This window comes from Saccharibacillus kuerlensis DSM 22868, assembly GCF_000378145.1.
GTDB classification, from domain to species: Bacteria; Bacillota; Bacilli; order Paenibacillales; family Paenibacillaceae; genus Saccharibacillus; species Saccharibacillus kuerlensis.
This window is the reverse complement of record NZ_KB899277.1, coordinates 320,944-345,336: the sequence shown is the minus strand read 5'-3', so window position 1 is coordinate 345,336 and position 24,393 is coordinate 320,944. Positions and strand designations below refer to the sequence as shown.

General features: G+C 45.7%; 29 protein-coding genes. 25 read left to right on the top strand and 4 right to left on the bottom strand.

All coding sequences use genetic code 11. The features are described 5' to 3' along the window. Positions 1 to 56 precede the first annotated feature (56 nt). From F456_RS23385 to F456_RS0101550, 25 genes are all read left to right on the top strand, one after another. The gene (locus tag F456_RS23385) at positions 57 to 1,796 is read left to right on the top strand and encodes a CapA family protein (protein WP_051086668.1); all 1,740 of its coding nucleotides are present in this window, start codon (positions 57 to 59) and stop codon (positions 1,794 to 1,796) included. 48 nt (positions 1,797 to 1,844) lie between these two features. Then, positions 1,845 to 2,033 (top strand): hypothetical protein, encoded by a 189-nt coding sequence (locus F456_RS24185; RefSeq protein WP_018975266.1) that lies wholly within the window; start codon positions 1,845 to 1,847, stop codon positions 2,031 to 2,033. Then, positions 2,027 to 2,803 carry a glycerophosphodiester phosphodiesterase gene (locus F456_RS0101660; RefSeq protein ID WP_018975265.1) on the top strand — a complete coding sequence of 259 codons (777 nt, stop codon included), beginning with the start codon at positions 2,027 to 2,029 and terminating at the stop codon, positions 2,801 to 2,803. Before F456_RS24185 ends, F456_RS0101660 begins: the two co-directional genes overlap by 7 nt. 120 nt (positions 2,804 to 2,923) lie before the next feature. Beyond that, a complete protein-coding gene (locus F456_RS0101655) occupies positions 2,924 to 3,544 on the top strand; it encodes a fumarylacetoacetate hydrolase family protein (protein ID WP_018975264.1) in 621 nt (206 codons plus the stop codon). 36 nt (positions 3,545 to 3,580) lie between these two features. Then, positions 3,581 to 4,402, top strand: a complete 822-nt coding sequence (locus F456_RS0101650) for a DUF92 domain-containing protein (protein WP_018975263.1) — start codon at positions 3,581 to 3,583, stop codon at positions 4,400 to 4,402. After that, entirely contained in the window at positions 4,399 to 4,977 is a 579-nt protein-coding gene (locus F456_RS21565; protein WP_018975262.1) for a TetR/AcrR family transcriptional regulator, read from the top strand. The genes F456_RS0101650 and F456_RS21565 overlap by 4 nt, the downstream gene beginning before the upstream one ends. A 149-nt stretch (positions 4,978 to 5,126) precedes the next feature. Then, positions 5,127 to 7,091, top strand: coding sequence for an ABC-F family ATP-binding cassette domain-containing protein (locus tag F456_RS0101640; protein ID WP_018975261.1), 1,965 nt, complete (start codon positions 5,127 to 5,129; stop codon positions 7,089 to 7,091). Positions 7,092 to 7,397: 306 nt separating this feature from the next. Next, complete coding sequence (locus F456_RS0101635; protein WP_018975260.1) at positions 7,398 to 8,402, top strand: DUF4238 domain-containing protein; 1,005 nt, start codon at positions 7,398 to 7,400, stop codon at positions 8,400 to 8,402. A gap of 145 nt (positions 8,403 to 8,547) precedes the next feature. Continuing rightward, positions 8,548 to 9,249, top strand: coding sequence for an HNH endonuclease (locus tag F456_RS0101630; protein ID WP_018975259.1), 702 nt, complete (start codon positions 8,548 to 8,550; stop codon positions 9,247 to 9,249). A gap of 173 nt (positions 9,250 to 9,422) precedes the next feature. Continuing rightward, the gene (locus tag F456_RS0101625) at positions 9,423 to 10,460 is read left to right on the top strand and encodes a hypothetical protein (RefSeq protein ID WP_018975258.1); all 1,038 of its coding nucleotides are present in this window, start codon (positions 9,423 to 9,425) and stop codon (positions 10,458 to 10,460) included. A 187-nt stretch (positions 10,461 to 10,647) separates the two neighbouring features. Then, positions 10,648 to 11,130: a hypothetical protein gene (locus F456_RS0101620; protein WP_018975257.1), complete on the top strand. Its 483-nt coding sequence runs from the start codon at positions 10,648 to 10,650 to the stop codon at positions 11,128 to 11,130. A gap of 126 nt (positions 11,131 to 11,256) precedes the next feature. Next, a complete protein-coding gene (locus F456_RS23380) occupies positions 11,257 to 11,817 on the top strand; it encodes a hypothetical protein (protein WP_018975256.1) in 561 nt (186 codons plus the stop codon). A gap of 225 nt (positions 11,818 to 12,042) precedes the next feature. Further along, a complete protein-coding gene (locus F456_RS0101610; protein ID WP_018975255.1) occupies positions 12,043 to 12,576 on the top strand; it encodes a hypothetical protein in 534 nt (177 codons plus the stop codon). Between the two features lie 353 nt (positions 12,577 to 12,929). Continuing rightward, positions 12,930 to 13,583, top strand: a complete 654-nt coding sequence (locus F456_RS0101605; RefSeq protein WP_018975254.1) for a hypothetical protein — start codon at positions 12,930 to 12,932, stop codon at positions 13,581 to 13,583. Between the two features lie 159 nt (positions 13,584 to 13,742). Next, positions 13,743 to 13,985, top strand: a complete 243-nt coding sequence (locus F456_RS0101600) for a hypothetical protein (RefSeq protein ID WP_018975253.1) — start codon at positions 13,743 to 13,745, stop codon at positions 13,983 to 13,985. Next, positions 13,986 to 14,363 (top strand): retropepsin-like aspartic protease, encoded by a 378-nt coding sequence (locus F456_RS0101595; protein WP_018975252.1) that lies wholly within the window; start codon positions 13,986 to 13,988, stop codon positions 14,361 to 14,363. Between the two features lie 183 nt (positions 14,364 to 14,546). Then, a complete protein-coding gene (locus F456_RS0101590) occupies positions 14,547 to 14,993 on the top strand; it encodes a hypothetical protein (protein ID WP_018975251.1) in 447 nt (148 codons plus the stop codon). A 173-nt stretch (positions 14,994 to 15,166) separates the two neighbouring features. Then, positions 15,167 to 15,676, top strand: coding sequence for a GNAT family N-acetyltransferase (locus tag F456_RS0101585; protein ID WP_018975250.1), 510 nt, complete (start codon positions 15,167 to 15,169; stop codon positions 15,674 to 15,676). Between the two features lie 21 nt (positions 15,677 to 15,697). Beyond that, positions 15,698 to 16,387 carry a class I SAM-dependent methyltransferase gene (locus F456_RS0101580; RefSeq protein WP_018975249.1) on the top strand — a complete coding sequence of 230 codons (690 nt, stop codon included), beginning with the start codon at positions 15,698 to 15,700 and terminating at the stop codon, positions 16,385 to 16,387. A 65-nt stretch (positions 16,388 to 16,452) separates the two neighbouring features. Continuing rightward, positions 16,453 to 16,986: a GNAT family N-acetyltransferase gene (locus F456_RS0101575; protein ID WP_018975248.1), complete on the top strand. Its 534-nt coding sequence runs from the start codon at positions 16,453 to 16,455 to the stop codon at positions 16,984 to 16,986. A gap of 9 nt (positions 16,987 to 16,995) precedes the next feature. Further along, positions 16,996 to 17,643 (top strand): hypothetical protein, encoded by a 648-nt coding sequence (locus F456_RS0101570; RefSeq protein WP_018975247.1) that lies wholly within the window; start codon positions 16,996 to 16,998, stop codon positions 17,641 to 17,643. Positions 17,644 to 17,674: 31 nt separating this feature from the next. Further along, positions 17,675 to 18,328, top strand: a complete 654-nt coding sequence (locus F456_RS0101565; RefSeq protein ID WP_018975246.1) for an SMI1/KNR4 family protein — start codon at positions 17,675 to 17,677, stop codon at positions 18,326 to 18,328. A 189-nt stretch (positions 18,329 to 18,517) separates the two neighbouring features. Continuing rightward, positions 18,518 to 19,210 carry a DUF4085 family protein gene (locus tag F456_RS0101560; RefSeq protein ID WP_018975245.1) on the top strand — a complete coding sequence of 231 codons (693 nt, stop codon included), beginning with the start codon at positions 18,518 to 18,520 and terminating at the stop codon, positions 19,208 to 19,210. Next, complete coding sequence (locus tag F456_RS0101555) at positions 19,191 to 19,517, top strand: hypothetical protein (RefSeq protein WP_018975244.1); 327 nt, start codon at positions 19,191 to 19,193, stop codon at positions 19,515 to 19,517. The genes F456_RS0101560 and F456_RS0101555 overlap by 20 nt, the downstream gene beginning before the upstream one ends. A 35-nt stretch (positions 19,518 to 19,552) precedes the next feature. Continuing rightward, entirely contained in the window at positions 19,553 to 19,861 is a 309-nt protein-coding gene (locus F456_RS0101550; protein WP_018975243.1) for a hypothetical protein, read from the top strand. 138 nt (positions 19,862 to 19,999) lie between these two features. Here the strand turns inward: F456_RS0101550 and F456_RS0101545 are convergent, their stop codons facing one another. From F456_RS0101545 to pepF, 4 genes are all read right to left on the bottom strand, one after another. After that, complete coding sequence (locus F456_RS0101545; protein ID WP_018975242.1) at positions 20,000 to 20,809, bottom strand: hypothetical protein; 810 nt, start codon at positions 20,807 to 20,809, stop codon at positions 20,000 to 20,002. A gap of 115 nt (positions 20,810 to 20,924) precedes the next feature. Further along, complete coding sequence (locus F456_RS0101540) at positions 20,925 to 21,965, bottom strand: M42 family metallopeptidase (RefSeq protein WP_018975241.1); 1,041 nt, start codon at positions 21,963 to 21,965, stop codon at positions 20,925 to 20,927. A 113-nt stretch (positions 21,966 to 22,078) separates the two neighbouring features. Beyond that, positions 22,079 to 22,465 (bottom strand): LapA family protein, encoded by a 387-nt coding sequence (locus F456_RS21560; RefSeq protein WP_083923465.1) that lies wholly within the window; start codon positions 22,463 to 22,465, stop codon positions 22,079 to 22,081. An 84-nt stretch (positions 22,466 to 22,549) separates the two neighbouring features. Then, positions 22,550 to 24,352 (bottom strand): oligoendopeptidase F, encoded by a 1,803-nt coding sequence (gene pepF, locus F456_RS0101530; protein ID WP_018975239.1) that lies wholly within the window; start codon positions 24,350 to 24,352, stop codon positions 22,550 to 22,552. Between the last annotated feature and the right edge of the window lie 41 nt (positions 24,353 to 24,393).

Here is a 24,393-nt window from a genome sequence, read left to right as displayed (position 1 = left end):
CACAGCCACTTGATGTTTCTGGAATCAAGCGAACGAGCCGAAGGAGATTTTGAATTTTGAACCATTCATCCCGTTCGAGAAGCACTCGAACCGCGAAAGCCCGGGTACGCAAACGCCGGGTGTTATTGATTGTCAATCTGACGATGCTGATGTTGATCGTCACAGGCGGAGCATTGATTTATGCACGCGAACAAGCCGTACGCGAGGCGCGTACAGCGGACGCCCTGCGCGCGTCCGCAGCGCAAACGGAGGCTCTGCTGGCATCCGTTGGTGAACCGTCGGACATGGGATTGTCAGACGGTGATGCGATGAACGTAGCATCGTTGGACAGCGCTGGCAGCAAAGCGGCGGACGTCGAGCCATCGGACATCGAAGTGACGGATGCTGAACCGCCAAGTGTCGACTCGCCGTACGACGAATCGTCGGCCGACCGGGCGCCGACCGGCCTTGAACAGCCGTCCGCCTCGGGAGCGGCGGACGCGGAAGACTCCGCAGGCAGCGATGCAGCCGGCGGGGAAGAGCCTTCCGGCGCGGCTGCGCAGCCGGAAGAACCAGCCGCGGCCGGCGATGCGGCCGAGGCAGCGCCGCAGGGCGGCGAAGAGGCGGATTCCGCTGCGGCGAATCCGCCTCTGACCGCCGGCGCCTCCATAGGCGCGGCCTCTCCAGCGGCTGCAAGCGCCGCCGTGCCGGCCGCCCCTGCGGGCGACGGCGAGCCGGAGAGCGAAGCTTCCGGCGGGGAAGCCGCTTCTGGCAGCGATGCAGCCGACAAGCAGGCTCCGGCCGCTTCTATAGGAGCGGCCCCGGCGGCCAAGCAGCCGGCAGCAGCTTCGCCTGGCACCGGAGCAAAAGGTGCGGTCGTCAATCTGACTTTTGCAGGGGACGTGATCTTCTCCGGAAAAGTGCAGTCGCTGCTGGATCAGCAGGGCTACGACTATCCCTATACTTATGTGCAGGACCGGTTTAGAAGCGACGACTTGACGGTTATTAATCTTGAAACGCCGGTTACGGCGCTGACTACGAAGGGTGCGGAGAAGACATATGTGTTCAAGTCTCCTCCGAAAGCTCTGGGACCGCTCAATAATGCAGGAGTCGATGTCGTGAACCTGGCGAACAATCATACGCTGGACCAGGGAATTGACGGTCTGATCGATACGATAAAAAATTTGGATAAAGCCGGAATCGCTCATGTGGGAGCCGGCAAGGATGCTGCCGCCGCTTATGCGCCGGTATATGTGGAGCGCAAAGGCGTGAAGATCGCGATTATCGGCGTCAGCCGAGTGCTGCCCGAGACCAGTTGGGCAGCTGGTAAGAATCATCCCGGAGCGGCGAGCGCCTACGATCCGGAAGCGGCAGCCCGTGCTGTAGAGCAGGCGAAGCGGAACGCCGACGTCGTCGTGGCGATCGTCCATTGGGGCAAAGAACGGGTAGACATGCCCGACAGCAACCAGACAGGGCTGGCGCATCGGATGATCGATGCCGGAGCCGATCTGATTATCGGCGGTCATGCCCATGTGCTGCAGGGCTTTGAGCAGTACAAAGGAAAATGGATCGCCTATGGAACGGGGAACTTCATCTTCACCCGTTCGGCGACCGCGAAAACATGGGAGACCGGCGTATTCCAAGCCGAATGCAGCAAGAACGGCGATTGTTCGCTGAAGCTTGTGCCGCATTGGGCCGAAGTAGGCCGCCCTGTACCAATGGAAAAAGCCGACGCGCAGAAGCTGCTGCAGCGTATTCAAAGCCTGTCGCCCGGCGTGAAGATCGACTCGGATGGCCGAGTGCGCGCAGGCGGATGAGCGATAGCCTATACTTTCCATTGACCGAAAGTTCAGATTCAAATAGATTTGGTCGAAGTCGAAGTCGAAGTCGAAGTCGAAGTCGAAGTCGAAGTCGAAGTCGAAGTCGAAGTCGAAGTCGAAGTCGAAGTCGAAGTCGAAGTCGAAATTAGGATAGGATTAGATTTACGACTTCGCCTTAAAGCTTTCAAACTTTCAAGTCAAGTTCATCGTCTCTGGGAGATGAAATCATGTTGAATAACCGCTGCGTGGCGCACCGTGGTTTTTCCGGCGCCGCGCCCGAAAATACACTGGCGGCAATCCGGCTGGCCATGAAAATGCCGGAAGTCGAATGGATCGAGATCGACGTTCAGCTGTCGAGCGACGGCGTACCGGTTTTGATTCACGACTTTACGCTGGGGCGCACGACAAACGGCAGGGGAGCGGTGCGGGAGCATACGCTTCACAAACTGCAGAGCCTGGATGCCGGACGCTGGAAGTCGCGTATATTTTCCGGTGAATCGATCCCTACATTGGAGCAGGTTCTGAGTGAGGTCCGTGGACGCCTGAAGATCAATATCGAATTGAAAACGACTGCCGAGTGGCATGCCGGGCTGGCATCCGCAGCAGCGGAAGCGGTCCGGATGCAGGGAATGGAAAATGAAGTGATCTTCACTTCGTTTGAACCGCTGGCGCTGCTTGAAGCGCGGGATGCGGCACCCGAGATTCGGCGGGGACTGATTATCGATTCGCGTCCGGCCGATTTGTCTGCCAGACTTGAGGAATACGGCTGCACCCTGCTGTCGATCGGTCACAGCCGGGTCGATACCGCATTTGTTCGCTCGACCATTGAGCAGGGTATCGATATGATGGTCTGGACGGTCGACAACCTGCGCCGGATGCGCGAACTGGGCTCCATGCATCCGGAGCTGATGATCTGTACCAATCGGCCGGATCGCTGGCTGCTGGCGAAGAAGCTGCCCGCTGTCCGCGAGCGCTCCTTTTGGCGGCGCTGGCTGGGCTTTTGAAGCATTGGAGAAGACTGCAAATCCGTTTTTCCTATTACAGCAATCAATCGGCAGTCAGGGATTTGCGGAGTGTGCGGCTATACGACATGTGACTATATGAAAACGAAGGTGGTATTTGCGATGATAGCTGTAACGAATGTGTACTGCGTAGGGCGCAACTACAAGAAGCACGCCGAAGAACTTGGCAATGACGTGCCGTCGGAACCGATGATTTTCCTCAAGCCTTCCCATGCGGTCTGCGCAATGAATGACGGTACGGTCAATCTGCCGCAGAACAGCGGCGAGATCCATTACGAAGCGGAGCTTGTGCTGCATATCGGCCGGGCTTACGAGCCGGGCATCAAGGTCGAAGATATCGTCGGATCGGTTGCGCTGGGCATCGACTTCACGCTGCGCGATGTGCAGTCGAAGATCAAGGCGAAGGGCCATCCGTGGACAGCGGCCAAAGGCTTCCGAAACTCCGCTCCGCTCACTCAGGAAAGCAAATTCCCGGGTTTTGAAGCGTTGAACGAAGGCTGGTTCTCGCTGCGCAAGAACGGTGAGACCGTGCAGCGCGGCAATATCCGGAATATGATCTTCGATCTGCAGACATTGGTTGATTATATTGGCGAACATTACGGTCTTGGCGAAGGAGATCTGATCTATACGGGTACACCGGAAGGCGTTGGACCAACGCAGGCCGGAGACGTGCTGGAATTATATTGGAATGAAGAAAAGTGGGGCGGCTGCACCGTCGGCTAGACGGGCGCTGCCGCTGCGCGGGAGGCGTGTCATCAAGTGGATTGGATTATCGGATTAATCGGCGCCTGCCTCGTGGCGGGCGCCGCCTATGCCAAGCGGTCGCTCTCAGCATCCGGAGCGATCGCGGCTGTCGTTATGGGTACGATCTATTACGGAGCGGGCGACATCTTCTGGTTTGGTCTGCTGCTGCTCTTTTTTATCACTTCGAGCGTGCTGTCCAAAGTGAAACAGGCAGAGAAGCGGCAGGCGGAACAGATGTACGAGAAATCGGGACGCCGGGACGCTGTACAGGTTATGGCCAACGGCGGGATCGGCATGCTGCTGTGTCTAGGTAATTATTTTTGGCCTTCGCCAATCTGGTTCGGAGCCTTTGTCGGCGTAATGGCAACGGTAACGGCCGACACATGGGCGACAGAGTGGGGCAGCCTCAGCCGTAAGCTTCCGCGTTCGATCGTAACCTGGAAGCCGCTTCCGGCGGGAACGTCCGGCGGGGTGTCGATGCGCGGCAGCGCGGCTGCAGTCGTGGGCGCAGGGATGATCGGTACGGCGGCTGCGGTGCTGCTGCTGTGGACCAATAACGGACCGGATTGGCCGCTGTGGGCGTGGATTCCGGCAGGAGCGCTGGGCGGAACGCTCGGTGCATTTGTCGACTCGTATCTGGGCGCAACCGTACAGGTCATGTACCGCTGTCCGAAATGCGGCAAGAGCGTGGAGAGCCGAATGCACTGCGGAGTCTCGACCGTACGTTATCGCGGCTGGTCGTTTATGAATAACGATGCGGTTAATCTGCTGTCTTCGGCGGCAGGAGGAGCGTTGGCGCTCGCGGTCATGATTTTGGCAGGGAGGTGGTTCGGATGAGCGGAGCTCAGCGCGAGAAACATGAATCGATTCTGGACGCGGCTTTTGAGGTGTTTGGCAAAAAAGGATTCTATGACACGAAAATTTCCGATATCACCGAACATGCCGGAATCGCCAAGGGTACGATGTATTTGTATTTTAAAAGCAAGGAAGAACTGTTTGCGGCCGTAACAAGACGGGACTGGGAAACTTTCCTGCGGGAGCTGAACTACCAGATCAAACATGCGGACGGTCTGCGGGACAAACTGCAAAAGGTAGCGAAGCATCATCTGGAATATTATTACGAACGCAAAGCACATACCAAGCTCTTTTTCCATGCTCCCAACAACGATCCCGAACTGATGCAGATGATGCACGGATTTTTGACTCGCTATATGGCGGCAGTTCGAGAGGTGCTGGAAGAATCGGGCATGTCTGATCCGGACTTTTACGCGAAAGCTTATATCGGCATGCTGGACCGTTTGAAGATGGACATTTTGTTTGAAGGCGATTTTACACGCGAGGCGCTGGAGAAGCGGGTGCAGCAGACGGTGCGGCTGTTCCTTCAGGGCATCGAAAAGGAATTGAGCGAATAAGCGCGGCCCGAAATCCCGTATTCCGGAAGCCGGCTTTGAATGTCCGGGCTTCCGCGGGCTGCGGGGGACCGGACTTTTTGATAGGCATCGCGACGCAGTAGACTGGTGAAGTATAAAGTGCTGCGACTGACGAAGGGGGAATTACGGCAATGAATATCATGACCGTTGAAAAAGTGTCGAAAAGTTATGGAGAAAAGGTGCTGTTCGACGAAGCATCGTTTGGTATGGAAGATCAGGATAAGATCGGTCTGGTCGGCGTAAACGGCACAGGTAAATCGACTTTTCTCAAAATCATCGCAGGGCTTGAGCAGCCGGATTCCGGACAGGTCGTCAAAAGTGGTGGGGTTCGTGTCCGCTATATGGATCAGAACCCGGATTTCGATCCAGAACTGACCGTTCTGCAGCAGCTGCTGCACGGCGAGGGCGAAGAATTGGAAGCTGCTCGGGCTTACAGCGAAGCGACCTTGAAGTTTGAGACAGATCCCAACTCCGAAGTCTTCCAGCAGCTGCTGATGGATACGGGACAAGAGCTCGACCGTCTGAACGCATGGAGCCTCGAAAGCGAAGCCAAAAGCGTGCTGTCGAAGCTGGGACTCGATATTTTCGATGCGAAGATGGGCTCGCTTTCGGGCGGTCAGCGCAAGCGCGTCGCGCTGGCAGCTGCACTCGTGCAGCCATCCGAACTGCTGATCCTCGATGAGCCGACCAACCATATTGACTCGGAATCCGTAGCATGGCTGGAAACGTATCTGAAAAAGCGCCGGGGCGCGCTGCTTATGGTGACCCACGATCGCTACTTCCTTGACCGTGTAGCAGACGTCATGCTAGAACTGGATTACGGCAAAATGCACCGCTATACGGCGAACTATTCCCGTTTCCTGGAGTTGAAAGCAGAACGCGAAGAACGCGAATCGGCGACCGAAGATAAACGACGGAATTTGCTGCGCAAAGAGCTGGCCTGGATTCGCCGCGGAGCCAAAGCCCGTACGACTAAGCAGAAAGCGCGTATCGACCGTTTCGAACAGCTGCAGGATGACAAGCCGCAGCAGAAAAACGACAATCTGGAAATGGCGAGTATGTCTACACGCTTGGGCCGCAAAGTGCTCGAAATCGATCATATCAGCAAATCGCTGGCAGGACGCCTGCTGATCGACGATCTGCATTATATGACCGTTCCCGGTGACCGGATTGGCATCGTGGGTCCGAACGGACGCGGTAAGTCAACGCTGTTGAACTTGATCGCAGGCGATCTGGAGCCGGACAGCGGTCAGATCGACCAAGGCTCGACTGTGCGTATTGGCTACTTCCGCCAAGAACCGGCAGAGATGGACCCAGCTATGCGGGCGATCGATTATATCAAAGAAGCTGCAGAGACGGTGAAAACAGACGAAGGCACCGTAACCGCATCGCAGATGCTGGAACGTTTCCTGTTCACACCGACCGCGCAGTGGACGCCGATCGGTAAGCTGTCCGGCGGCGAACGCCGTCGTCTGTACCTGCTGCGGATTCTGATCACGGCACCGAACGTTCTGCTGCTGGACGAGCCGACCAACGACTTGGATATCCAGACGCTGACGGTGCTTGAGGATTACCTTGACGATTTCCCTGGCGTGATGATTACCGTATCTCACGATCGCTACTTCCTGGACCGGGTATGTGACAAGCTGTTTGCATTCGAAGGCGGCGGCAAAGTGGCGATCCATGCCGGCAACTACAGCGAATATATGGAGCGTACCGGCGGTGGTTCGTTGAAAGACGGCATGTCATCGAGCGGCAAAGGAGGTCTGGCGACTTCGGCCGATATGGACGCGGTCCAAACCCCGGCTCCTGCAGCCCCGGCAACAGCGAGTGCTCCGGCAGCTTCGACTCCGGGCAAGAAGGTCAAATTCACATTTAACGAACAGCGCGAATACGATACCATTGATGCTTCAATTGAAGCGGCCGAAAAGAAAATCGCAGACCTCGCTGTGCAGATGGAACGTTCCGCCAGCGATTCGGCCAAACTTCAAGAGCTGATGGAACAGCATAAGGCTGCGGAAGAGAAGCTGGAAGAACTCATGGAACGTTGGGCTTATCTGAATGAACTGGCGGAGCAGATCGAGCAGAGTAAGTAACTGGTCAAGAATGATGGCGATGAGCTGTATGTACAGGTTCAATGCTGCATAGATTTAATGAAAAAGTCTCAGGATGATTACTCATCTTGAGACTTTTTTTGTGCAAAGTTCGGTATCTAAAATCCATATTCCCATATTTTCCAGTAGATGATAAACTGAGAAGGCAAGCAGCTTCAGGAATAACGGTGATATTGTGGAATTTACGAAGTTCGGGAATATCGCAGAGTGAAGGGATTTACGAAGTTCGTAAATAAGACGTTAAATGAAATCGGATAAAACATAAAACTGTTGAAAGGGATGACTAGTATGGCATATAGAAATCAGCATTATGTACCACAAGCTTATTTGAAAGCTTGGACAGATTCGAATGATAAATTGTATGTTTTGAATAAAAACAAATCAATCCATAAACATTCCAAAACTGATAGTATCCTTTATAGCCCAAATCTGTATACACGGACTGTAAGGGATGAATTGATTCTTACACCTGAAGATATTGAAAGTATTTTTGGAAAGCTTAAAGACTATATTATTAAAATTAATGGAGTAATTATTGACGACATTAATGAGTATGCCAATCAATACGCTTTTTTTGATAAGTGGGAAATCTTTAATAAGGACGAGACCTTGGCAAGAAAGAAACAAATCAAACATGAAATTGATACAGTTAGAATTACTACAACAGAACATAGATGGGATCAAATTGAAAATAGATGGAATGAACTAAAAGAAAAAATTGAAAAATTTATTTTCGAGAAGAAAGAAACTTTAAGTAGTAATGATCTGAATCAGCTTCATAATTTTATAGTAGCTCAAAAATGGAGAACACCGAAATCTATTCAATATTATAGAGATATGATTAGCGAAGAGATTGAACGTAATGAGGTTCAATTTGTCGAACAATATGGTGAAATATCAGAGGAAGCAATAGACCAATTTGCTTTGGCTTATTTCAAAAAAAAATTAATGGGATATCAAGATAAAGATGAAAAAAGCCATATTATCAAAGAGATTGAATTAGCAGGACAATATACTATAGTTTTTTATGTTACAGAAAGTGAGAATTATTTCTACACTTCTGATAATCCGGTGTTCACTCTGATTGATGCAGAATTTCATAACTCGATGTTTAACGGTATGTACTTTCCTGTAACACCACGTATATTATGTGCTATTTGTAAGGGTGATCCGAACGAAATCATAGTTGGGACAATGGGAATTGAATTACTTGAAGAATTTAATGAATTGATCATTAAAAACTCTCAAAATTATTTTATTTCTCTATTAGAAATAGAACAAAATAATATGTAAGTATTTCAGGAAGAATCCGACATCATTTAACATAATATTCACGCTGTGGACATACGTCCTTGGTCCGGCATTCGCCGGACACCCAGCATGCGCTGGGTCGTGAATACAGGAACGTTATAGGAAATACAGTAAAAAGGAGACTTTGATGGTATCAAACAAATATTTTACTAAAGATATACTTAGAGAAGCGAATAACGCTGCTATTCGAGAAAAACGAAACAAAGCGATTAAAAAAGAAGCAATTGAGGAATTGGGGGAAGAAGATGTTTTTCCAATAATATTTAAAATTTATCATAATACTACTGATGAAATTCGTGTTATGATCCGCATTGGCGAATTTTCTCCACTTCTTGATATGTCTCAATTGAGGTATGATTCGCTACCAACTTTCATAAGTAATAAAAATGGAGAGTTAATCTTAGAAGAAGAAGAATCCTTTTTAGCTAGAAGACCTTATCCAAACAAACGCGAATGGCAAGAAGTTAGTATTTTGAAGCCACTTAGAAGGCAAAATCCATTTAGAAACAAAATTCTAGAATTATATAATAATCAATGTGCAATCTGTAATATAACCAATTCTACTGTTTTAAGAGCTGCTCATATTTGGCCTGTTTCTGATGGTGGGAAGGAAGAGGTTCAAAATGGAATATGTTTGTGCGTTATACATGAAGTGGCGTATGACGCTAATCTTTTTGAAATAACTGATGAAGGCTACATTATTTTAAATACAGATGATGATTTGAAAATTGATTATTTTAAAATTCGCCCTCCTTTAGAAAAAGATGCATATCCATCAGCATTTAATATTATTAAAAGAAAAGAATATTTCGATAAGAAAAAGAAATAGAAAATTCAGAGAGCTAATTGTACTTCCTATAACATATATTCACGCTGCGGACATCCGTCCTTGGCCCGGCATTCGCCGGACACTCAGCATACGCTGAGTCGTGAATACAGGAACGTTATAGGAAATCAGCAAAACAGAAGGTAATCAATAAAACTAAAGGAGAGTTTAACTTTATGAAAGAGTGTTCTTACTGTGGTAATCAAGCTCCAAGCTTTACAAAAGAACATATTATTCCTTCAGGTCTAATAGAAATGTATCCAGATCAGGATGTGACTTTTAATACTACAACTACCCAAAGTAGAATGTATAAAGACAACCAAGGACAATCTATCAAGGACGTATGTGCTAACTGTAATAATAACTTGCTCGGTAAACTAGACGCTTATGGAGTACGATTGATTCGACAATATTTTTTGGAGAAGTATAACGAGGATTCAATTATTAATATGGAATATGATTACCATCTCCTTCAACGATGGTTATTAAAAATAATTTATAATTCGATACGAAGTTCTGGAATTGAAAGTGATTGGTTTAATGATGAAATTCAATATATTATCTCAGATGAAATTCAAGATAGGTTCCCCCCGGTCTCGATATTTGGAGGTATTCACGTCGACATGACAGCTTTTGGAGAAGATAAAGCGCTGCTTACAAGCCCACTTAGCTCTTATCAACCACTGTATGTTCTTCATTCTCCTTCAATATTAATCAATGGTATTCAATTTAATCGAAAACGTGGGAGATCAATTACTCATGATAAAATGAAAATTCGTCGTGCCGATCATGTTGTTACTATAAGATTTGCTTCTGCTATGTTTTTAGTTGTTTTATGGAATAAAGATACATTTCCAAGTGCAATTGAAAAATTCAATTCAGAATTTGAAGCTGATTACCCATATGTGTTGATTAAACAGAATCAAAATAATGTTGTCTTACAAAGGGCTATAGATAGTGTTAGCTGTTTGAAACCAGGAATAATTCAGAGTAAGAAGGCGATGATTGAAGCGGATGAAGATATTAGAATGACATTAAGTGGAAGAAGTATATCCGAGACGCAACAGGAATGGAATCAAAGTTGGTCACAAGAAGATCAACAAAAAGGCAGAGTCTTAATTGATAATTTGCTTTTTCCTGATAATAAAAGTGTACAAAAAAATATGAAGAATTGTTCGGAAAAAGAACAGATGAGTAAAAACATTAAAAACTAAGATTTAAAAGTATTTCAATGAAGTTGCTGACATCCTATAACATAATATTCACGCTACGGACATTCGTCCTTGGTCCGGCATACGCCGGACACCCGACATGCGTCGGGTCGTGAATACAGGAACGTTATCCGAAATCACTGAAAACCTTGAAGACATATGAAAATCATATAAATTAGGAGAAGATATTTTGAATCAGCCGTTATTCGAGAACTTTTTGGTTGTTGCCAAGAAATTAAATGACAAATTCGGAATAAGTCCCTTACTCTATGGATCACTAGGACTAGAAATATTAACAGGCAAAGCTATTCATCCTAAAGATATCGATTTACTAATTCCTTTAGAATTTATTCGAGAAAGATGGGGAGAACTTAGAAGTGAACTTGAAGATCAAGGATATAAATTGATAGATGCTAATGAGCATGAATTTAGTAATGGTCACCACAAAATAGGGTTTTCTTTTATTGAGGACTTAGAGAAATACGCAGGCATAAAAATAAATGAAATCGAACAAAGAAACTATAAAGGCATAAAATACAGGTTGTTAAATCTTATACAATATCACCGGGTCTACAGTAGATCCGTAAAAGATGGATATCGAATACATACAAGAAATAAGAAAGATGCGAAGAAAATCGAATTAATTGAAGAAATATTGAAAGAAGTTGAATGATTAATCGAAGAAGTCAGTGACATCAGATAACATAATATTCACGCTGCGGACATTCGTCCTGGGTCCGGCATTCGCCGGACACCCGACATACGTCGGGTCGTGAATACAGGAACGTTATCTGAAAGATTGGAAAACCAATTGAAAGATGTGAATGTTATGAATGACTCTATTGAAGAGAGGCTATTTATTCAGAAATACGAAGTTGTAAGTAAATATATGAAAGAATTTAATTTTAATATGGGTGAGTCGGAAGTATATCAATCTAAATTAAATGAGATAACTCATTTGATAACATCAAATAAGATTAATATAAATGACTTGACTCAAGAAATCATTCAACTAATTAAAGCTCAAAATAAAGAAATAAATGCTGTTGATATAAAGGGAGTCCGAACAGTTGCGAAGAAAATATTTTATGAATGTAATGCTGTTGGAGGGATAAGTTCAAGTGTAGTAATGATTAAATTAGAAGAAAATGAAATAATAATAAGCTACAAATTTGGACCTGATGAATTCAAGACCGGATTGATTGAACTAAATAAAATAACTGAATTTATAAAGATAGAAGATGTTTTGGAAGATCCTCATTCTAAAAGATATGCAGAGCATGCGGGAAGGAGATTGGCGAAGCTATGGAAAGAGAAATCAGATTTTCCGGAAAAAATAATAATAACTCCTGGTTGGTAGTAAATTGAGAATACCAACATAATATTCACGCTGCGGACATTCGTCCTTGATCCGGCGTTCGCCGGATACTCGACATACGTCGAGTCGTGATTACAGGAACGTTAAAGGAAATCAGCGTAAGAAATTAAAAGCTAAGTTAATCCTTTACCGAATAGAATGACGGATTAACAGTAATTACAATCTCACAAAATATTAACGCTTATTTGATAAGGGGGAGGATTAAAAGTGAAATTTTTATATTTAGCAACAGTAGCCTTTTTAATATTTTTAATCGTTGGTTGTTCACAGCAACAAACATTTGAGGGTTTTTTTCATAAAAAGATGGAGCAAATGCATATGGGCGAAAAAGATTATTCCTACGAGCTTGTTTATAAGGAATTTAATGTGGTACATCAAGATGATGCGGTGGCAGTTTTTAAAGAAAATAATAAATATGGAGATCAAATATTTATAGCTTATTTTGAGAAACAAGATAATCAATGGAGTTGGAAACAATCAAGCGGGGCTGAATGGAATTCCCCAGTGAAATGGTCTTCAATGAATCAAACACCTTTTATATATTCAGGTACAATAAGTGGAAATTCAATTAGTGAAGTATATGCAGGGAATGAACCTGCTGAAATTATTGAGGTTGAAGAGGATAAGAAGTTTTGGTATGCAATTAGTCCCATTGAAGATGTGAAAGTAATGGTGGTAAAAGAAGATGGTACTAAAGAAATCATTGAAGAAATTAATTATAAAGAATTATCAAGTGAATAATTTCAATAAGTGGTTTACTTAAGAGCAAGCGATAGGATAAGGATGAGTTGGAAATATAGTTAGAAGATGATTCTCAAAGCATTGAATAAACGAAAATAAAATTATCAGAACTGAATATATAAAATGTAGAAGAATTAAGTGATTTGGGAATGAATTATTGCATAAAGATTGAATAGAATTAGTGGGTTAATTCATAGAAGATGCTGACATCCTATGACATAATATTCACGCATCGGACATTCGTCCTCGGTCTGGCATTCGCTGGACACCCAGCATGCGCTGAGTCGTGAATACAGGAACGTTAACTAAAATTCCGGTGCGATTGAATTGTAAGGGAAATAGGGGGATCAATAATGCCGTGGCCAATGGTTCACTTCGCAATATCTCAACAATTATATTCAGGGAGCCCGACACCAAACCTATTATTAGGAAGCATTGCACCTGATGCAGTACATATTAGAGGAGATGTTACAAGAGAAGAAAAAGGTTTGACTCATCTTGTACATGAAGGTAGATTGGCCCAAAAAAAACAGATATTTGAGAAGCTCGAAGAATACCTACAGATGCAATCAGAACCAGAATGGATTGATTTTATAGTGGGTTACTTTACTCATATTTATACGGATTTAAGATGGACAGAAACGTTATATACTGATTTCGAGAAAGTCTATAAAGGAGATCACATTAGAGAAGCTTATAAGAATGAAGTAAGCCAAATTGAATTTGAACTTCAAAAATCCATGAATAATATTTTGGACATGAAGAAGCAGTTAGTACTAGCGAAAGGATATTCGATCTATCCTTTCGTAACGGAAGATGAAGTCAAACAATATAGAGATCTTAAATTGATATGGTTAAATGAGCCAAACAATGAGCCGAAAATACAAAACATTTATTTTACTACAGATAAAGTGAAACAGTTCATTTTAGAAACAACAAAAGAAGTAAAAGAGAATTTAAGAGAAAACAATATTGAGTATTTCAAAGAAGGCCGGAACATCAGTTAACAATATATTCACGCTGCGGACATTCGTCCTTGGCCCGGCATGCGCGGGACACTCAGCATACGCTAGGTCGTAAATACAGGAACATTAAGTGAAATTCCAGTGAGAGTTGTAGGCTTGCGAAATGGTATAATATAACCATCAAAAAGAGGAGGGACAATGATGAAATGGCAAGAAGTACAACAGATTTTTCCGAATCAATTTGTGAAATTCGAAGTTCTTCATTCTGAAGAAACAGACAATCAAGAGATCATTGATGATGTGGCCGTAATTGGCCCGATCAGTGATGAAGAAGCAACTCGCGAATTATTGAACAGCAGAGACAAAACCCTCGTTTATCATACTTCCAAAGATCAAATCGTTGTGAAGGTGCGGAACAATATAGGATTAAGGAGAAGTCTTTAAATGAATATTGAATATCGAGACGGACTGTTATTTACGGAAATAACAGTCCATTTTAATAAGCAAAAGAAAGTGATATCGAATATCGTGATCGATACCGGAGCCAGCCATACCTTGATCTCACAAGATGAAGTGGATGAAATCGGGGTACAAGTGAGTATGGAAGATGAAATCATAACCAGCTATGGGATTGGAGGCAAAGAGCATGCATTTAGTAAGAAAATCGAGGGTATACAGGTAGGGGATTTCATTTTAAAAGATGTATACATAGATTTCACTTCATTTAAATATCACAACATAAACGGACTTTTGGGGCTTGATGTACTGACTGAAGGAGAATTTAATATTGATCTAAAGGCATTTAAATTACTTCGTTCATAAGAGATAAAGAACATAAGAAATTGAGTGAGTGATTTGATGAAGACTGGAACATCACTTAACAATATATTCACGCTGCGGACATTCGTCCTGGAGCCAGTATACGCCGGACACCCAGCATGCGCTGGGCCATAAATACAGAAACGTTATCTGAAACCAGTGAAAAGAAAGGAAGTAAACTTGAACATGAATAAGAGATATGAAATTAAAGCGCCTAAATCTAGCTATGTCCAAATATTCGGTGCTATTTTATCTGCTATTTTACTGTTACTAATCGTTCAAAAAGATGATTTTTTATCTGTATTTTTTGTCGTTATCTTATTCTTAGCTAGTCTAATACAAGTAGTTATGCTGCTGAAAGGGAATTTAAGGAAAAATAACGAGCTAGAAATTACAGAACACACAATTAAGATTAATCATACTGAAGTACCTATACAGAAAATCGAGAAGGTTATTATACAAGGTTATTTTGCACAGAGTATCGGTATTAAGCTATCCGGAAGAAAATTAGTTAAAATGAATTTGCATTTTAGATTCAAAAATAATGAAGAGAATAACGTAGAAGAATTAAAACAGTGGGCAAGTATGAACAGCATTGAAGTAACTAATGGGAAGATCTATAGGTGGATATAGCCAGCATGAAAGTAACTCAGGATGAAGGGGTATCACATAACATCATATTTACGCTGCGGGCATACGTCCTTAGCTCGGTATCCGCCACTACCCCGACATATATCAGGTTGTGAATACAGGAACATTATTAGAACTTCTGCACCATCCTAATAGTATAGGAAGGAGTTTTACAAATGTTTTATATCAAGGAAGTCAAACAAGAAGACGCTGAAATCTATTGGAAGTTACGGTTGGAAGCATTAAAAACGAACCCAGAAGCATTTGGAGCATCATACGAAGATTCCATCCATACTCCGATATCTGAAGTCACAAAGAGGATAAAAAATGAGAGTGACAATTATATATTGATGGCTTTCACAGAAAGTGACCAAGCTGCTGGAATGATCGGATTCAGAAGAGAACAAGGGATCAAACTCAGACATAAAGGAATGATCTGGGGAGTTTATGTCTCATCGGAACATCGGGGCAAGGGAATTGCTGCAGAACTATTAAAGGAAGTCATACATAGAGGAAAAGATTTAGAAGGCTTGAAACAAATAAACCTGTGCGTTGTGACTACAAACCAAGCGGCAGTAGATCTTTATAAGAAGTTAGGATTTAAAACGTATGGAATAGAGAAAAATGCTCTAGAGTATAAAGGTCAAGGATATGACGAGGAGTTAATGGCTTATTTTTATAAGTAAACCAATTGGAGGAAATCTTTTATGACTAACCATAAGGAAGTTTATAATGACCGATCCTACTCATACGAAGACATGATTAGTCGGCAGCCTGATTTAACGGAAGTTATCAAAGAAATAAAGCCTTTTAAAGGACTCGATGTATTGGATCTAGGAGCAGGCTCCGGCAGGCTTTCTAGTTTTATTGCTCCAGAAGCGAAATCATTAGTGTGTACGGATATATCTCAGTCTATGCTGGATCTTTTGAATGAAAAATTAACGAACCAAAACACTACTGTAAATTGGACTACACTAGCAGCGGATCATCGAGAACTTCCTATAGAAGATGCATCTGTTGATCTAGTGATTTCTGGATGGAGTATCAGCTACTTAACGAATTCTGGTCAGGAAGATGGAAATAAGAACCTGGAGATCATTCTAAAAGAGATCAAAAGAGTTTTAAAGCCGAATGGATCAATTATTATTTTGGAAACGCTAGGGACAGGAACAGAAACACCAAATCCCCCGGAATTTTTGAAGGAATACTATTCGCTTCTTGAACATAAATATGATTTTTCACATCGTTGGATCAGAACAGACTATGAATTTTCTAATACATCGGAAGCTAAGGAAAATACAGAATTTTTCTTTGGAGCTGAGCTGGCAAGAAAAATAGATGAGAATCAATGGTCAACAGTTCCGGAATGCGCAGGGATATGGTGGAAACATCTGTGAGGGAATCGAAAATGGCCTAACAGCGACTAACCTTTAAACCAATAAAAAGGAAGGGATAAGCTCATATGATTACTCTTGAGTATTTTGAACCGGCCGACTTTAATCAGCTTATGGAATGGATGGAAGATGAAGCTTTCTTGCTCCAATGGTCCGGACCTCAATTCAAGTATCCTCTAACTTCGGACCAATTGCTTGATTATGTACATGATGCAAACGATAAGATCACCTCAAGTAGATTCATCTATAAAGCGGTGGAAGAAGAGACAGGCCAATTTGTGGGACATATATCTCTTGGAAACGTGGATAGATATAATCGATCGGCACGAATCGGCAAAGTACTGCTTGGTCGAGACCATAGAGGTAAAGGCTACGGGCGGCAGATGATCAATAGTGTGCTGCATATCGGATTTGAAGAGTTTAACTTACACCGAATTAGCCTGGGAGTATTTGATTTCAACACCTCAGCGGTCAATTGTTATGAAGGCGCAGGATTCGTAAGAGAGGGATTGATTAGAGATGCCAGAAGATATCAAGATACTTATTGGAATCTGATTGAAATGAGCATTTTGGAAGAGGAATGGAGAAGCGGGAAAGGGTGAAGTGATTTCATGACCATCATAAGCATGGAAGGCGCAAGCGCTGCAGGGAAAACGACCACGTCGGCTGCGTTCGCGCTCCGAAATGACGCTTTTCATATTCTCGAAGTCGACTCTTTGTGGGAGAAGCCGGAACAGGAATATCCGGAGTGGTTCTTCGAGCGCCAACTGGATCGATGGAGATTGGCCGTTGAAAAAGAACAAGAACAGCAGGTTATCGTCGATATCGATTTGTTTCAGCCTTTCTGGTATAACTGGGCATTTGATTTCACTCTCTTCAATGGACAAACATTGGCATTCGTCGAAGAGTTTTATAGACCTTTAATCAGCGAACAGAAACTGGGCTTTCCGGACAAGTATTTTATTCTTTACGCCCCGGAAAATCGATTAAGGGAAAGAAAAGCAGGCGACTCCACACGTTTACGAAGAGGGTTCGAGTTAAATCTGACGTTTATCGAACCGCAGAAGAGGTACTTCCAAGAGCTGAACGAATACTGCCCAGGATTGGTGACATTTATCGAGTCGGTCAGTATTGAAGAAAATGTGCGCCGAATCGAAAGCGAGCTGCCAAACGTTCGAAGCGGTCATCGTTATTCGATGGAACTATTCGATTTTATGGTGAACTGGCTGAAAAATAATCGAGCAGCAGAACTTTTGTGATCGCTTACCTAACTCAAAGGGAGAGAATCGTATGTCGTTTTCGTTTGAGGTCATTCAAGAACGAGTGGATCGGGTTGCTGTTCAAGTTATTGCTGGAGGCGGCGTAGTTCCAGCAATCAGCATTGGAGCGCCTGCAGCGGAAGACCAAGTTGAAGAAGTAGAACGCCAATTGGGTATGAAACTGCCGCTCAGCTTCAGACAGGTGCTTCTCCAATGCTCTGGCGAATTTGATTTGCGCTGGTTTCTTGACGAAGATACCGAACTCCCTTCTCCGTATCAGGGAATATTCTGTGGAATTTTGCAGTGGAGTCTTACCAGTCTCCTGGAAATCGACGAAGCAAAGGATTTTTGGGTTGAAGGAAATTTCTCAGATCCAAGCGACGAGTACGATAAGGTCTGGCATAACAAACTGGCATTTATGGAGGTTGGTAACGGCGATTATCTAGCGTTCGATTTGCTTGAGAGCGATAATCCCGTTGTATACTTGAGTCATGCCGATGGGCAGGGACATGGTTACACGCTTGGACGAAACTTCATTGACTTTCTGGAACGCACATCAAAAATAGGGTTTGTAGGTCCTGAAGATTGGCAGTGGCGGATTTTCGTTGATTCTAAGCACAGCGGATTGAACCCGGAAGGCACTGCTGCTGCCCAGTTTCGGAAGCTGATGGGATTCGAACTTTGAAACGCTGAACGAATACTGCCCGGGATTGGTAACATTTATCGAGTCGGTCAGTATCGAAGAAAATGTATGCCAAATCGAAATTGAGCTGGTATACGTTTGAAGCGGTCATCATTATTCGGTGAAACTATTCGATTTTATAGTGAACTGGCTGAAAAATAATAGCAGCGGCCATCCCTACGGAGGTATTTCATGAAATATATATTTACCAAGGAATGGTACAACGAAATGCAGGTATCTGGAAGTTTAGTGTTCCCGGAATCTAAAGAGGATTGGGAAGAGCAGATCGCATTTTATAAATCTGAAGGTATGGATTACGAGGAATTAGCTAAGACAAACTTGGAGTATATCAAAGAGGATTTGTTGAAATTTTTGCCCGAAAAGATTCATCCTTACATACATGATGAAACGTTAAAGAGTCAATTCCCATCCCCTGAGCTGAGAAAGATGGTTGAAGAATGGCAAAGTGAATATCTGGAACGAAGTAGGATTAAGGCGAATGAATATCGAAAGTACTATGAATCCATTACAGATATCCTTCCTAAAAATGCCGTTTTATTAATGGAAGAATACTTACATGATGCCAACATATTATCTTTCGATAAGCCTGGAAATGATCAATTTGTCATGATATTGGATCGTGGATACGGGGATTCGGGTCAGATCCAATTAACGTTTCTAGGTGTAAAGACGTTGGATCTATCAGAAATCGAGATAGGAAGCAGTTGGATTTATAGCGAGATTTATGCTGAAGATGAGGGGTACGAACTTCATGTTTTGTTTGACAGTCCTCTTGGAGAAATGACGATTCGTGCCGCGGATGTACAAATCAGAGAGCTGTCCACAAATGAAGGAGATCTCTTAAATGAAGCGTACCCTTTTTAAGACAGGAATGCTGCTTGCTCTAACCGCAGCGTTGTTTACCGCCGGCTGCTCCAAACCAGATAACGAACCGTTTGAGTCTATTACTACCTCAATCCGAGTCACGGAGAAAGGTCAATCGGACGATCTCGCAGAAAAATGGATCATTGCCGCTAATTCAAACAATAATGGACTCGGTGATGTACGTATTGAAGTCGAGAATGAAATGGTATGGAATCTGATCGAGGTGAACCGGGAGTATTTTGTCGCTTATCAAGGCTCGAAGCAAAAGGGTTATGTGCTGGGACAGATCGAACAGGTCGAAGAATGAAATGGATAAAATAAAATAAATTCGGAGGTATTTCAATGAATCAGCGTTTTCGGATTACAAGATCCATGCAGGAAAATAATACGGAGCCGGCGATCTCTTTGGAGGAGTGCCAACAATATTTTGCATCCAAACCCGACTTTGTGTATTCCAATGTTTGGACGGTGCAAGGACCGGAAAGCCGTATGGCGATCGACGGGGATTTTTTCATATGGAAGCGTGGGGACTTAGAAACTCCTTTTCGGCTTTATCAGGGTGATCTATATGCAGCCGTTTCGGACGAAGCCGTAGTTCCCAAGATGATCGAAATTGCCACTGACCTGCAAGCAGACATCACGGAAGGTTAAAAAGGATCAAGACTGATCGCTTCCATAAAAAATAAGCGTACGACAAAAGAGAATCAGCGTACGGCCAAAAACCTTCACCACCGCTATGCGCGGAGTGAAGGTTTTTTTATAACGCATTCTTACCCATTGAAATGAGTTTCATTCTTCCGCCGACACCGCAATCATCTGCACAACCATCCGCCCGTCACCGGTTAGCAGAATCTCGTCGGCATTCATCTGCGATGAACCGTCTCCATCGAGGAAGATGCCTTCACGGCCTTCGCCAGGGACACTATCCAGCAGAGCCGCTCGGAAATCGGTTGCCGTGCTCAAGGTCGGCGTGACGACCAGCCAGAGCTGCCCGGCATTGTTATAGACGAGCGCAGAGCGCATCCGTGGTTCGTCGGCATAAGGAAGGTGTTGGTCGATGCTGATAGTCTGCCAGTTTTCTTCATCCGACAGCTTCAGGCTTACTCCGCCTTGAGCCCAGTAATGGCTGCGATTCCTTACCTTGATTTCATCCGCTGAAGAGACCGTCTGTACGGAAAACTTCCGCTGCTTCCCGTCCCAGACCAGTGTGCCGCGGGCGTATTTGACGTTGGACCAGCCGGAACCGTAGTCGCTGCGTTTCCCGGCTGTAGGTTCGTCGTTCTGAACGGCGATCGACAGCAGCGAATTTTCATAGAAAAATCCGCCGTTGATACCGTAGGCATGAATCTCCTGCAGCGGCAGCCGATCTGCCCGAAGCACGATATCATCGGGAGAAACGGACATCATATGCAGTTCCGGCTGACCTGGCTTTTCCGCTTCCAGATACGTATAGCGCTTGGGCAGATCTTCGAACATTTCGGCCGGTTTGAAAGGGGAGAAGAGCAGCCAGAAAGCGGAAGCGCAGACGGCAAGCAGGAGGATGAATAGTCCGACGGTCAGACGTCTGCGGTGAAGATTTCGATTAGACTGCTTGGTCAAGCGCTACACCCCATTTCTGTTCTCGGCTTTCGGCAAACTTGGCGGAGGCTTTTTTTCATCTTTTTAGGCTAATTTGATTCTGAAGAGATTCCAAACGTTCTATAGTTCTATATCTTTATTCGCCTCGGACATAAGCGCACAGCAGCCGCGCTGTGCCGATGACGGCACGGGTATGCGTCCGCTCCATGGAGTGCGAAGCATGTACGCCAGGACCGATCAGCGCCGCTCGGATATTGCTGCCTCCGCGCAGTGCGGCCGAAGCATCGGAACCGTAGAACGGATAGATGTCTACCGCGTAATCGATTCCCTGCGCTTGGCACAGTTCAATGAGTTTGCCGGTCATATGATAATCGTATGGACCGGACGAGTCTTTGGCGCAGATCGAGACGTCGGTTTCTTTGCATGTCAGATCTTCGCCCATACAGCCCATGTCCACCGCGATCATCTCGGCAATATCCGATGGGATATAAGCGGTACCGTGGCCGACTTCTTCATAATTGGAGATGAGAATCTTAACCGGACGTTTCGGCTTCCAGCCTTCGCGCTTGGCCGATTCCAGCAGGCCGAATAGGGCGGCAACGCTCGCTTTGTCATCCAGATGGCGGGACTTGATGTAGCCGCTTTCGGTTATTACCGCACGGGCGTCGAACGAAATGTAGTCGCCGGTCATAATGCCGAGACCTTCCACATCTTCGCGGGAAGCGACCAGTTCATCGATCCGGACTTCCATATGTTCTTCGGAGCGTTTGAAGTCGCGGGCATCGGCGTAGACGTGCACGGAAGGATGCTGGGTCAGGATCGTCCCGGTGTAGGTTTGGCCGCCGCGGGTATGAATGATGCAGTATTCGTTCTCGATACTGGACATGGCGAAGCCGCCCAGCGAAGTGATCTTCAGCGTGCCCTGCGGTGTGATAGAGCGGACCATCGCGCCGAGCGTATCCACATGGCCGCTCAGGCCGACGGTATACGAATCTTCTTCGCCTTCCATGCTGATGATCGCGCCGCCTTTTTCGTTGAACGTTACCGGAAAGCCGAGCGATTCGGCTTCTTCGCGGATCAGATCGATAATATGATGCGTGTAGCCGGTTGGGCTCGGAGTGTCGAGCAGTTTTTTGAGCAGAGTTACAACGTAGTTCTCATCGATATGTACAGTCATGTTTAATTCCTCCCGGATAAATGAATAAATGAACGGCCTTCAAGAAGAAAACCGCACCCTCAAAGCGAGGTCGCGGTTTTTCTCGAACGCTTTTTTGATCAAACAACATTGTGTTACTTGTCCGCACGGAACCCTCGTGAATCGCGTGTTCGATCCAGATCGTCCGAGATCGGTTCAAGCGGCGCAGAGTCCGCGGATACCGTCGGCTCATCGTAAGCCGGCGGTGTACCGACGGACGATACGGAAGACTGATTGCGCAGCTGCTCGTTCTCCAGGCGCAATTTCTTCAGTTCGCGCTGCGTCTGGAACAAACGGTAGATGCCGAACAGACCGACAATCAGACCACCGAACAGTGCGCTGCTCAGAATCAGCAGAACGAGTGGTACATCGGCATAGCCGAACAGGAAATTCACTTCTACTGGGTTCACGTTGATAACCGCGAAGATCGCTGTAATCAAGGCGAAGACGAGCATCAAAATCAAAGACCATTGAACTTTCATATCCATTTGCCCCTTTCCCTTAAAGGCTTCATAAGCATCATTGTCCGATTGACGGTTGTTTGACGCAGAGCCTTGAATGGGACATTAATTGGCCAGCTGTTCCATTTGCTCGATCAGCGCTTCGAAGACGCTCATCGCTTCGCGGACCGGTTCCGGAGAAGACATGTCTACGCCGGCCTGCTTCAGGATATTGATCGAGAAGTCGCTGCCGCCGCTTTTCAGGAAACCGAGATAGCGTTCAACAGCCGGTGCGCCTTCATCGAGAATCTGCTTGGAGAAGCTTGTCGCGGCGGAGAATCCAGTCGCATATTTGTAAACGTAGAAGCTGTTGTAGAAGTGCGGAATACGCGCCCATTCCATCTCGATATCGCGGTCTACGACCATATCCGGTCCATGGTACTGAACGTTCAGGTCATAGTAGATGTTCGAGAGATCTTGAGGCGTAAGCGATTCTCCGGCTTCGGTGCGCGCATGAACGATCTTCTCGAACTCGGCGAACATCGTCTGGCGGAATACGGTTGTCCGGAACTGATCCGCGTAATACGTTAGCAGATACATTTTTTCTTTATTGTCGGTGGCTTTTTTGAGCAGGTAATCCATCAGCAGCGCTTCGTTGGTCGTCGAAGCGACTTCCGCGAGGAAAATGGTATACTGTGCATCGCGGTATTTCTGATTTTCGTCGGAATAGTACGAGTGCAGCGCGTGGCCCATTTCGTGCGCCAGCGTGAACATGCTGTTCAGGTTGTCCTTGTGGTTGAGCAGTACGTAAGGGTGTACGCCGTAAGCGCCGGAAGAATAAGCGCCCGTCCGCTTGCCTTCGTTCTCATAAACGTCGATCCAGCCGCTCTTGAAGCTGTCGTCCAGTACTTTTAAGTAATCTTCGCCGAGCGGCTGAAGCCCTTCGGCTACAATCTTTTTCGCTTCATCGTAAGTAATGTCCATCTTGAACTCTTCCACAAGAGGAGCGAACAGATCATACATATGCAGTTCGTCCACGCCCATCAGCTTCTTGCGCAAACGCATGTAGCGGTGAAGGATTGGGAGACTTTCATGGATAGCGTCCAGCAGGTTGTCATAGACGGATACCGGGATGTTGTCGCCGTAAAGTTTCATTTCCAGTACCGACGGATATTTGCGGGCGCGAGCATAGAAAATGTTCTTGTTCACGTTGGCGGTCAGCGACGCGCCGATCGTGTTCTTCAGCTTGGCGTACGTTGCATAGATCGTCTGGAAGGCCTGGCGGCGTACTTCGACGTTCGGGTTCTCCAGGAACTGAATGTAACTGCCGTGCGTCAGTTCGACTTCGTTGCCGTTCTCGTCCTTAATGTTCGGGAACTTAAGGTCGGCGTTGTTGAGCATACCGAAAATGTTCTGCGGCGCCTGGGCCAGATTTCCGACCTGGGCGAGCAGCGCTTCTTCGGCCTGCGTCAGCACATGCGCTTTTTCACGCTTCATTTCCTGCAGCGTGAACCGGTAATCTTTCAGCGATTCCGCTTCGATCAGCTGATCCAGCTGGGCATCGTCGAGAGACAGAATTTCGGGCGTGATAAAAGACATCGCTTCGCCGGCTTCGACCAGCAGCTTGCGTCCTTTTTGCGTCAGCGCCTGGTAAGTCGGGTTGGCGGTGTCCTGGTCATGATACAGATGCGTATAGACGTACAGCTGCTCCAGCTTGAGGGATACTTCGTCCTCGAACCGGAAGCAGGCGCCGATACTTTCTTCGTCGCTCAGCTTGCCGCGGAACTCTTCGAACTTTTTCAGCTGTCCTTTGACTTCGTCATAAACGTTGTCCCAGGACTCTTGATCCGCAAACAGGTCGGTCAGTTTCCATTGATGTTCGGAAGCCACTTCGCTTCGCTTGGGTAGGGTTTTGGGCATTGTGCTCATTCTCAGGACCTCCTTAAGGTTGTTCGGCTGTGCCGGTTGGG

Excerpts from the sequence above, each read along its gene's own strand:
- F456_RS0101660 (WP_018975265.1), top strand. The coding sequence starts at position 2,027 with ATGTTGAATAACCGCTGCGTGGCGCACCGTGGTTTTTCCGGCGCCGCG.
- F456_RS0101655 (WP_018975264.1), top strand. The coding sequence starts at position 2,924 with ATGATAGCTGTAACGAATGTGTACTGCGTAGGGCGCAACTACAAGAAG.
- F456_RS21565 (WP_018975262.1), top strand. The coding sequence starts at position 4,399 with ATGAGCGGAGCTCAGCGCGAGAAACATGAATCGATTCTGGACGCGGCT.
- F456_RS0101640 (WP_018975261.1), top strand. The coding sequence starts at position 5,127 with ATGAATATCATGACCGTTGAAAAAGTGTCGAAAAGTTATGGAGAAAAG.
- F456_RS0101635 (WP_018975260.1), top strand. The coding sequence starts at position 7,398 with ATGGCATATAGAAATCAGCATTATGTACCACAAGCTTATTTGAAAGCT.
- F456_RS0101630 (WP_018975259.1), top strand. The coding sequence starts at position 8,548 with ATGGTATCAAACAAATATTTTACTAAAGATATACTTAGAGAAGCGAAT.
- F456_RS0101625 (WP_018975258.1), top strand. The coding sequence starts at position 9,423 with ATGAAAGAGTGTTCTTACTGTGGTAATCAAGCTCCAAGCTTTACAAAA.
- F456_RS0101605 (WP_018975254.1), top strand. The coding sequence starts at position 12,930 with ATGCCGTGGCCAATGGTTCACTTCGCAATATCTCAACAATTATATTCA.
- F456_RS0101600 (WP_018975253.1), top strand. The coding sequence starts at position 13,743 with ATGAAATGGCAAGAAGTACAACAGATTTTTCCGAATCAATTTGTGAAA.
- F456_RS0101595 (WP_018975252.1), top strand. The coding sequence starts at position 13,986 with ATGAATATTGAATATCGAGACGGACTGTTATTTACGGAAATAACAGTC.
- F456_RS0101590 (WP_018975251.1), top strand. The coding sequence starts at position 14,547 with ATGAATAAGAGATATGAAATTAAAGCGCCTAAATCTAGCTATGTCCAA.
- F456_RS0101585 (WP_018975250.1), top strand. The coding sequence starts at position 15,167 with ATGTTTTATATCAAGGAAGTCAAACAAGAAGACGCTGAAATCTATTGG.
- F456_RS0101580 (WP_018975249.1), top strand. The coding sequence starts at position 15,698 with ATGACTAACCATAAGGAAGTTTATAATGACCGATCCTACTCATACGAA.
- F456_RS0101575 (WP_018975248.1), top strand. The coding sequence starts at position 16,453 with ATGATTACTCTTGAGTATTTTGAACCGGCCGACTTTAATCAGCTTATG.
- F456_RS0101570 (WP_018975247.1), top strand. The coding sequence starts at position 16,996 with ATGACCATCATAAGCATGGAAGGCGCAAGCGCTGCAGGGAAAACGACC.
- F456_RS0101565 (WP_018975246.1), top strand. The coding sequence starts at position 17,675 with ATGTCGTTTTCGTTTGAGGTCATTCAAGAACGAGTGGATCGGGTTGCT.
- F456_RS0101560 (WP_018975245.1), top strand. The coding sequence starts at position 18,518 with ATGAAATATATATTTACCAAGGAATGGTACAACGAAATGCAGGTATCT.
- F456_RS0101555 (WP_018975244.1), top strand. The coding sequence starts at position 19,191 with ATGAAGCGTACCCTTTTTAAGACAGGAATGCTGCTTGCTCTAACCGCA.
- F456_RS0101550 (WP_018975243.1), top strand. The coding sequence starts at position 19,553 with ATGAATCAGCGTTTTCGGATTACAAGATCCATGCAGGAAAATAATACG.
- F456_RS0101540 (WP_018975241.1), bottom strand. The coding sequence starts at position 21,965 with ATGACTGTACATATCGATGAGAACTACGTTGTAACTCTGCTCAAAAAA.
- F456_RS21560 (WP_083923465.1), bottom strand. The coding sequence starts at position 22,465 with ATGAAAGTTCAATGGTCTTTGATTTTGATGCTCGTCTTCGCCTTGATT.
- pepF (WP_018975239.1), bottom strand. The coding sequence starts at position 24,352 with ATGAGCACAATGCCCAAAACCCTACCCAAGCGAAGCGAAGTGGCTTCC.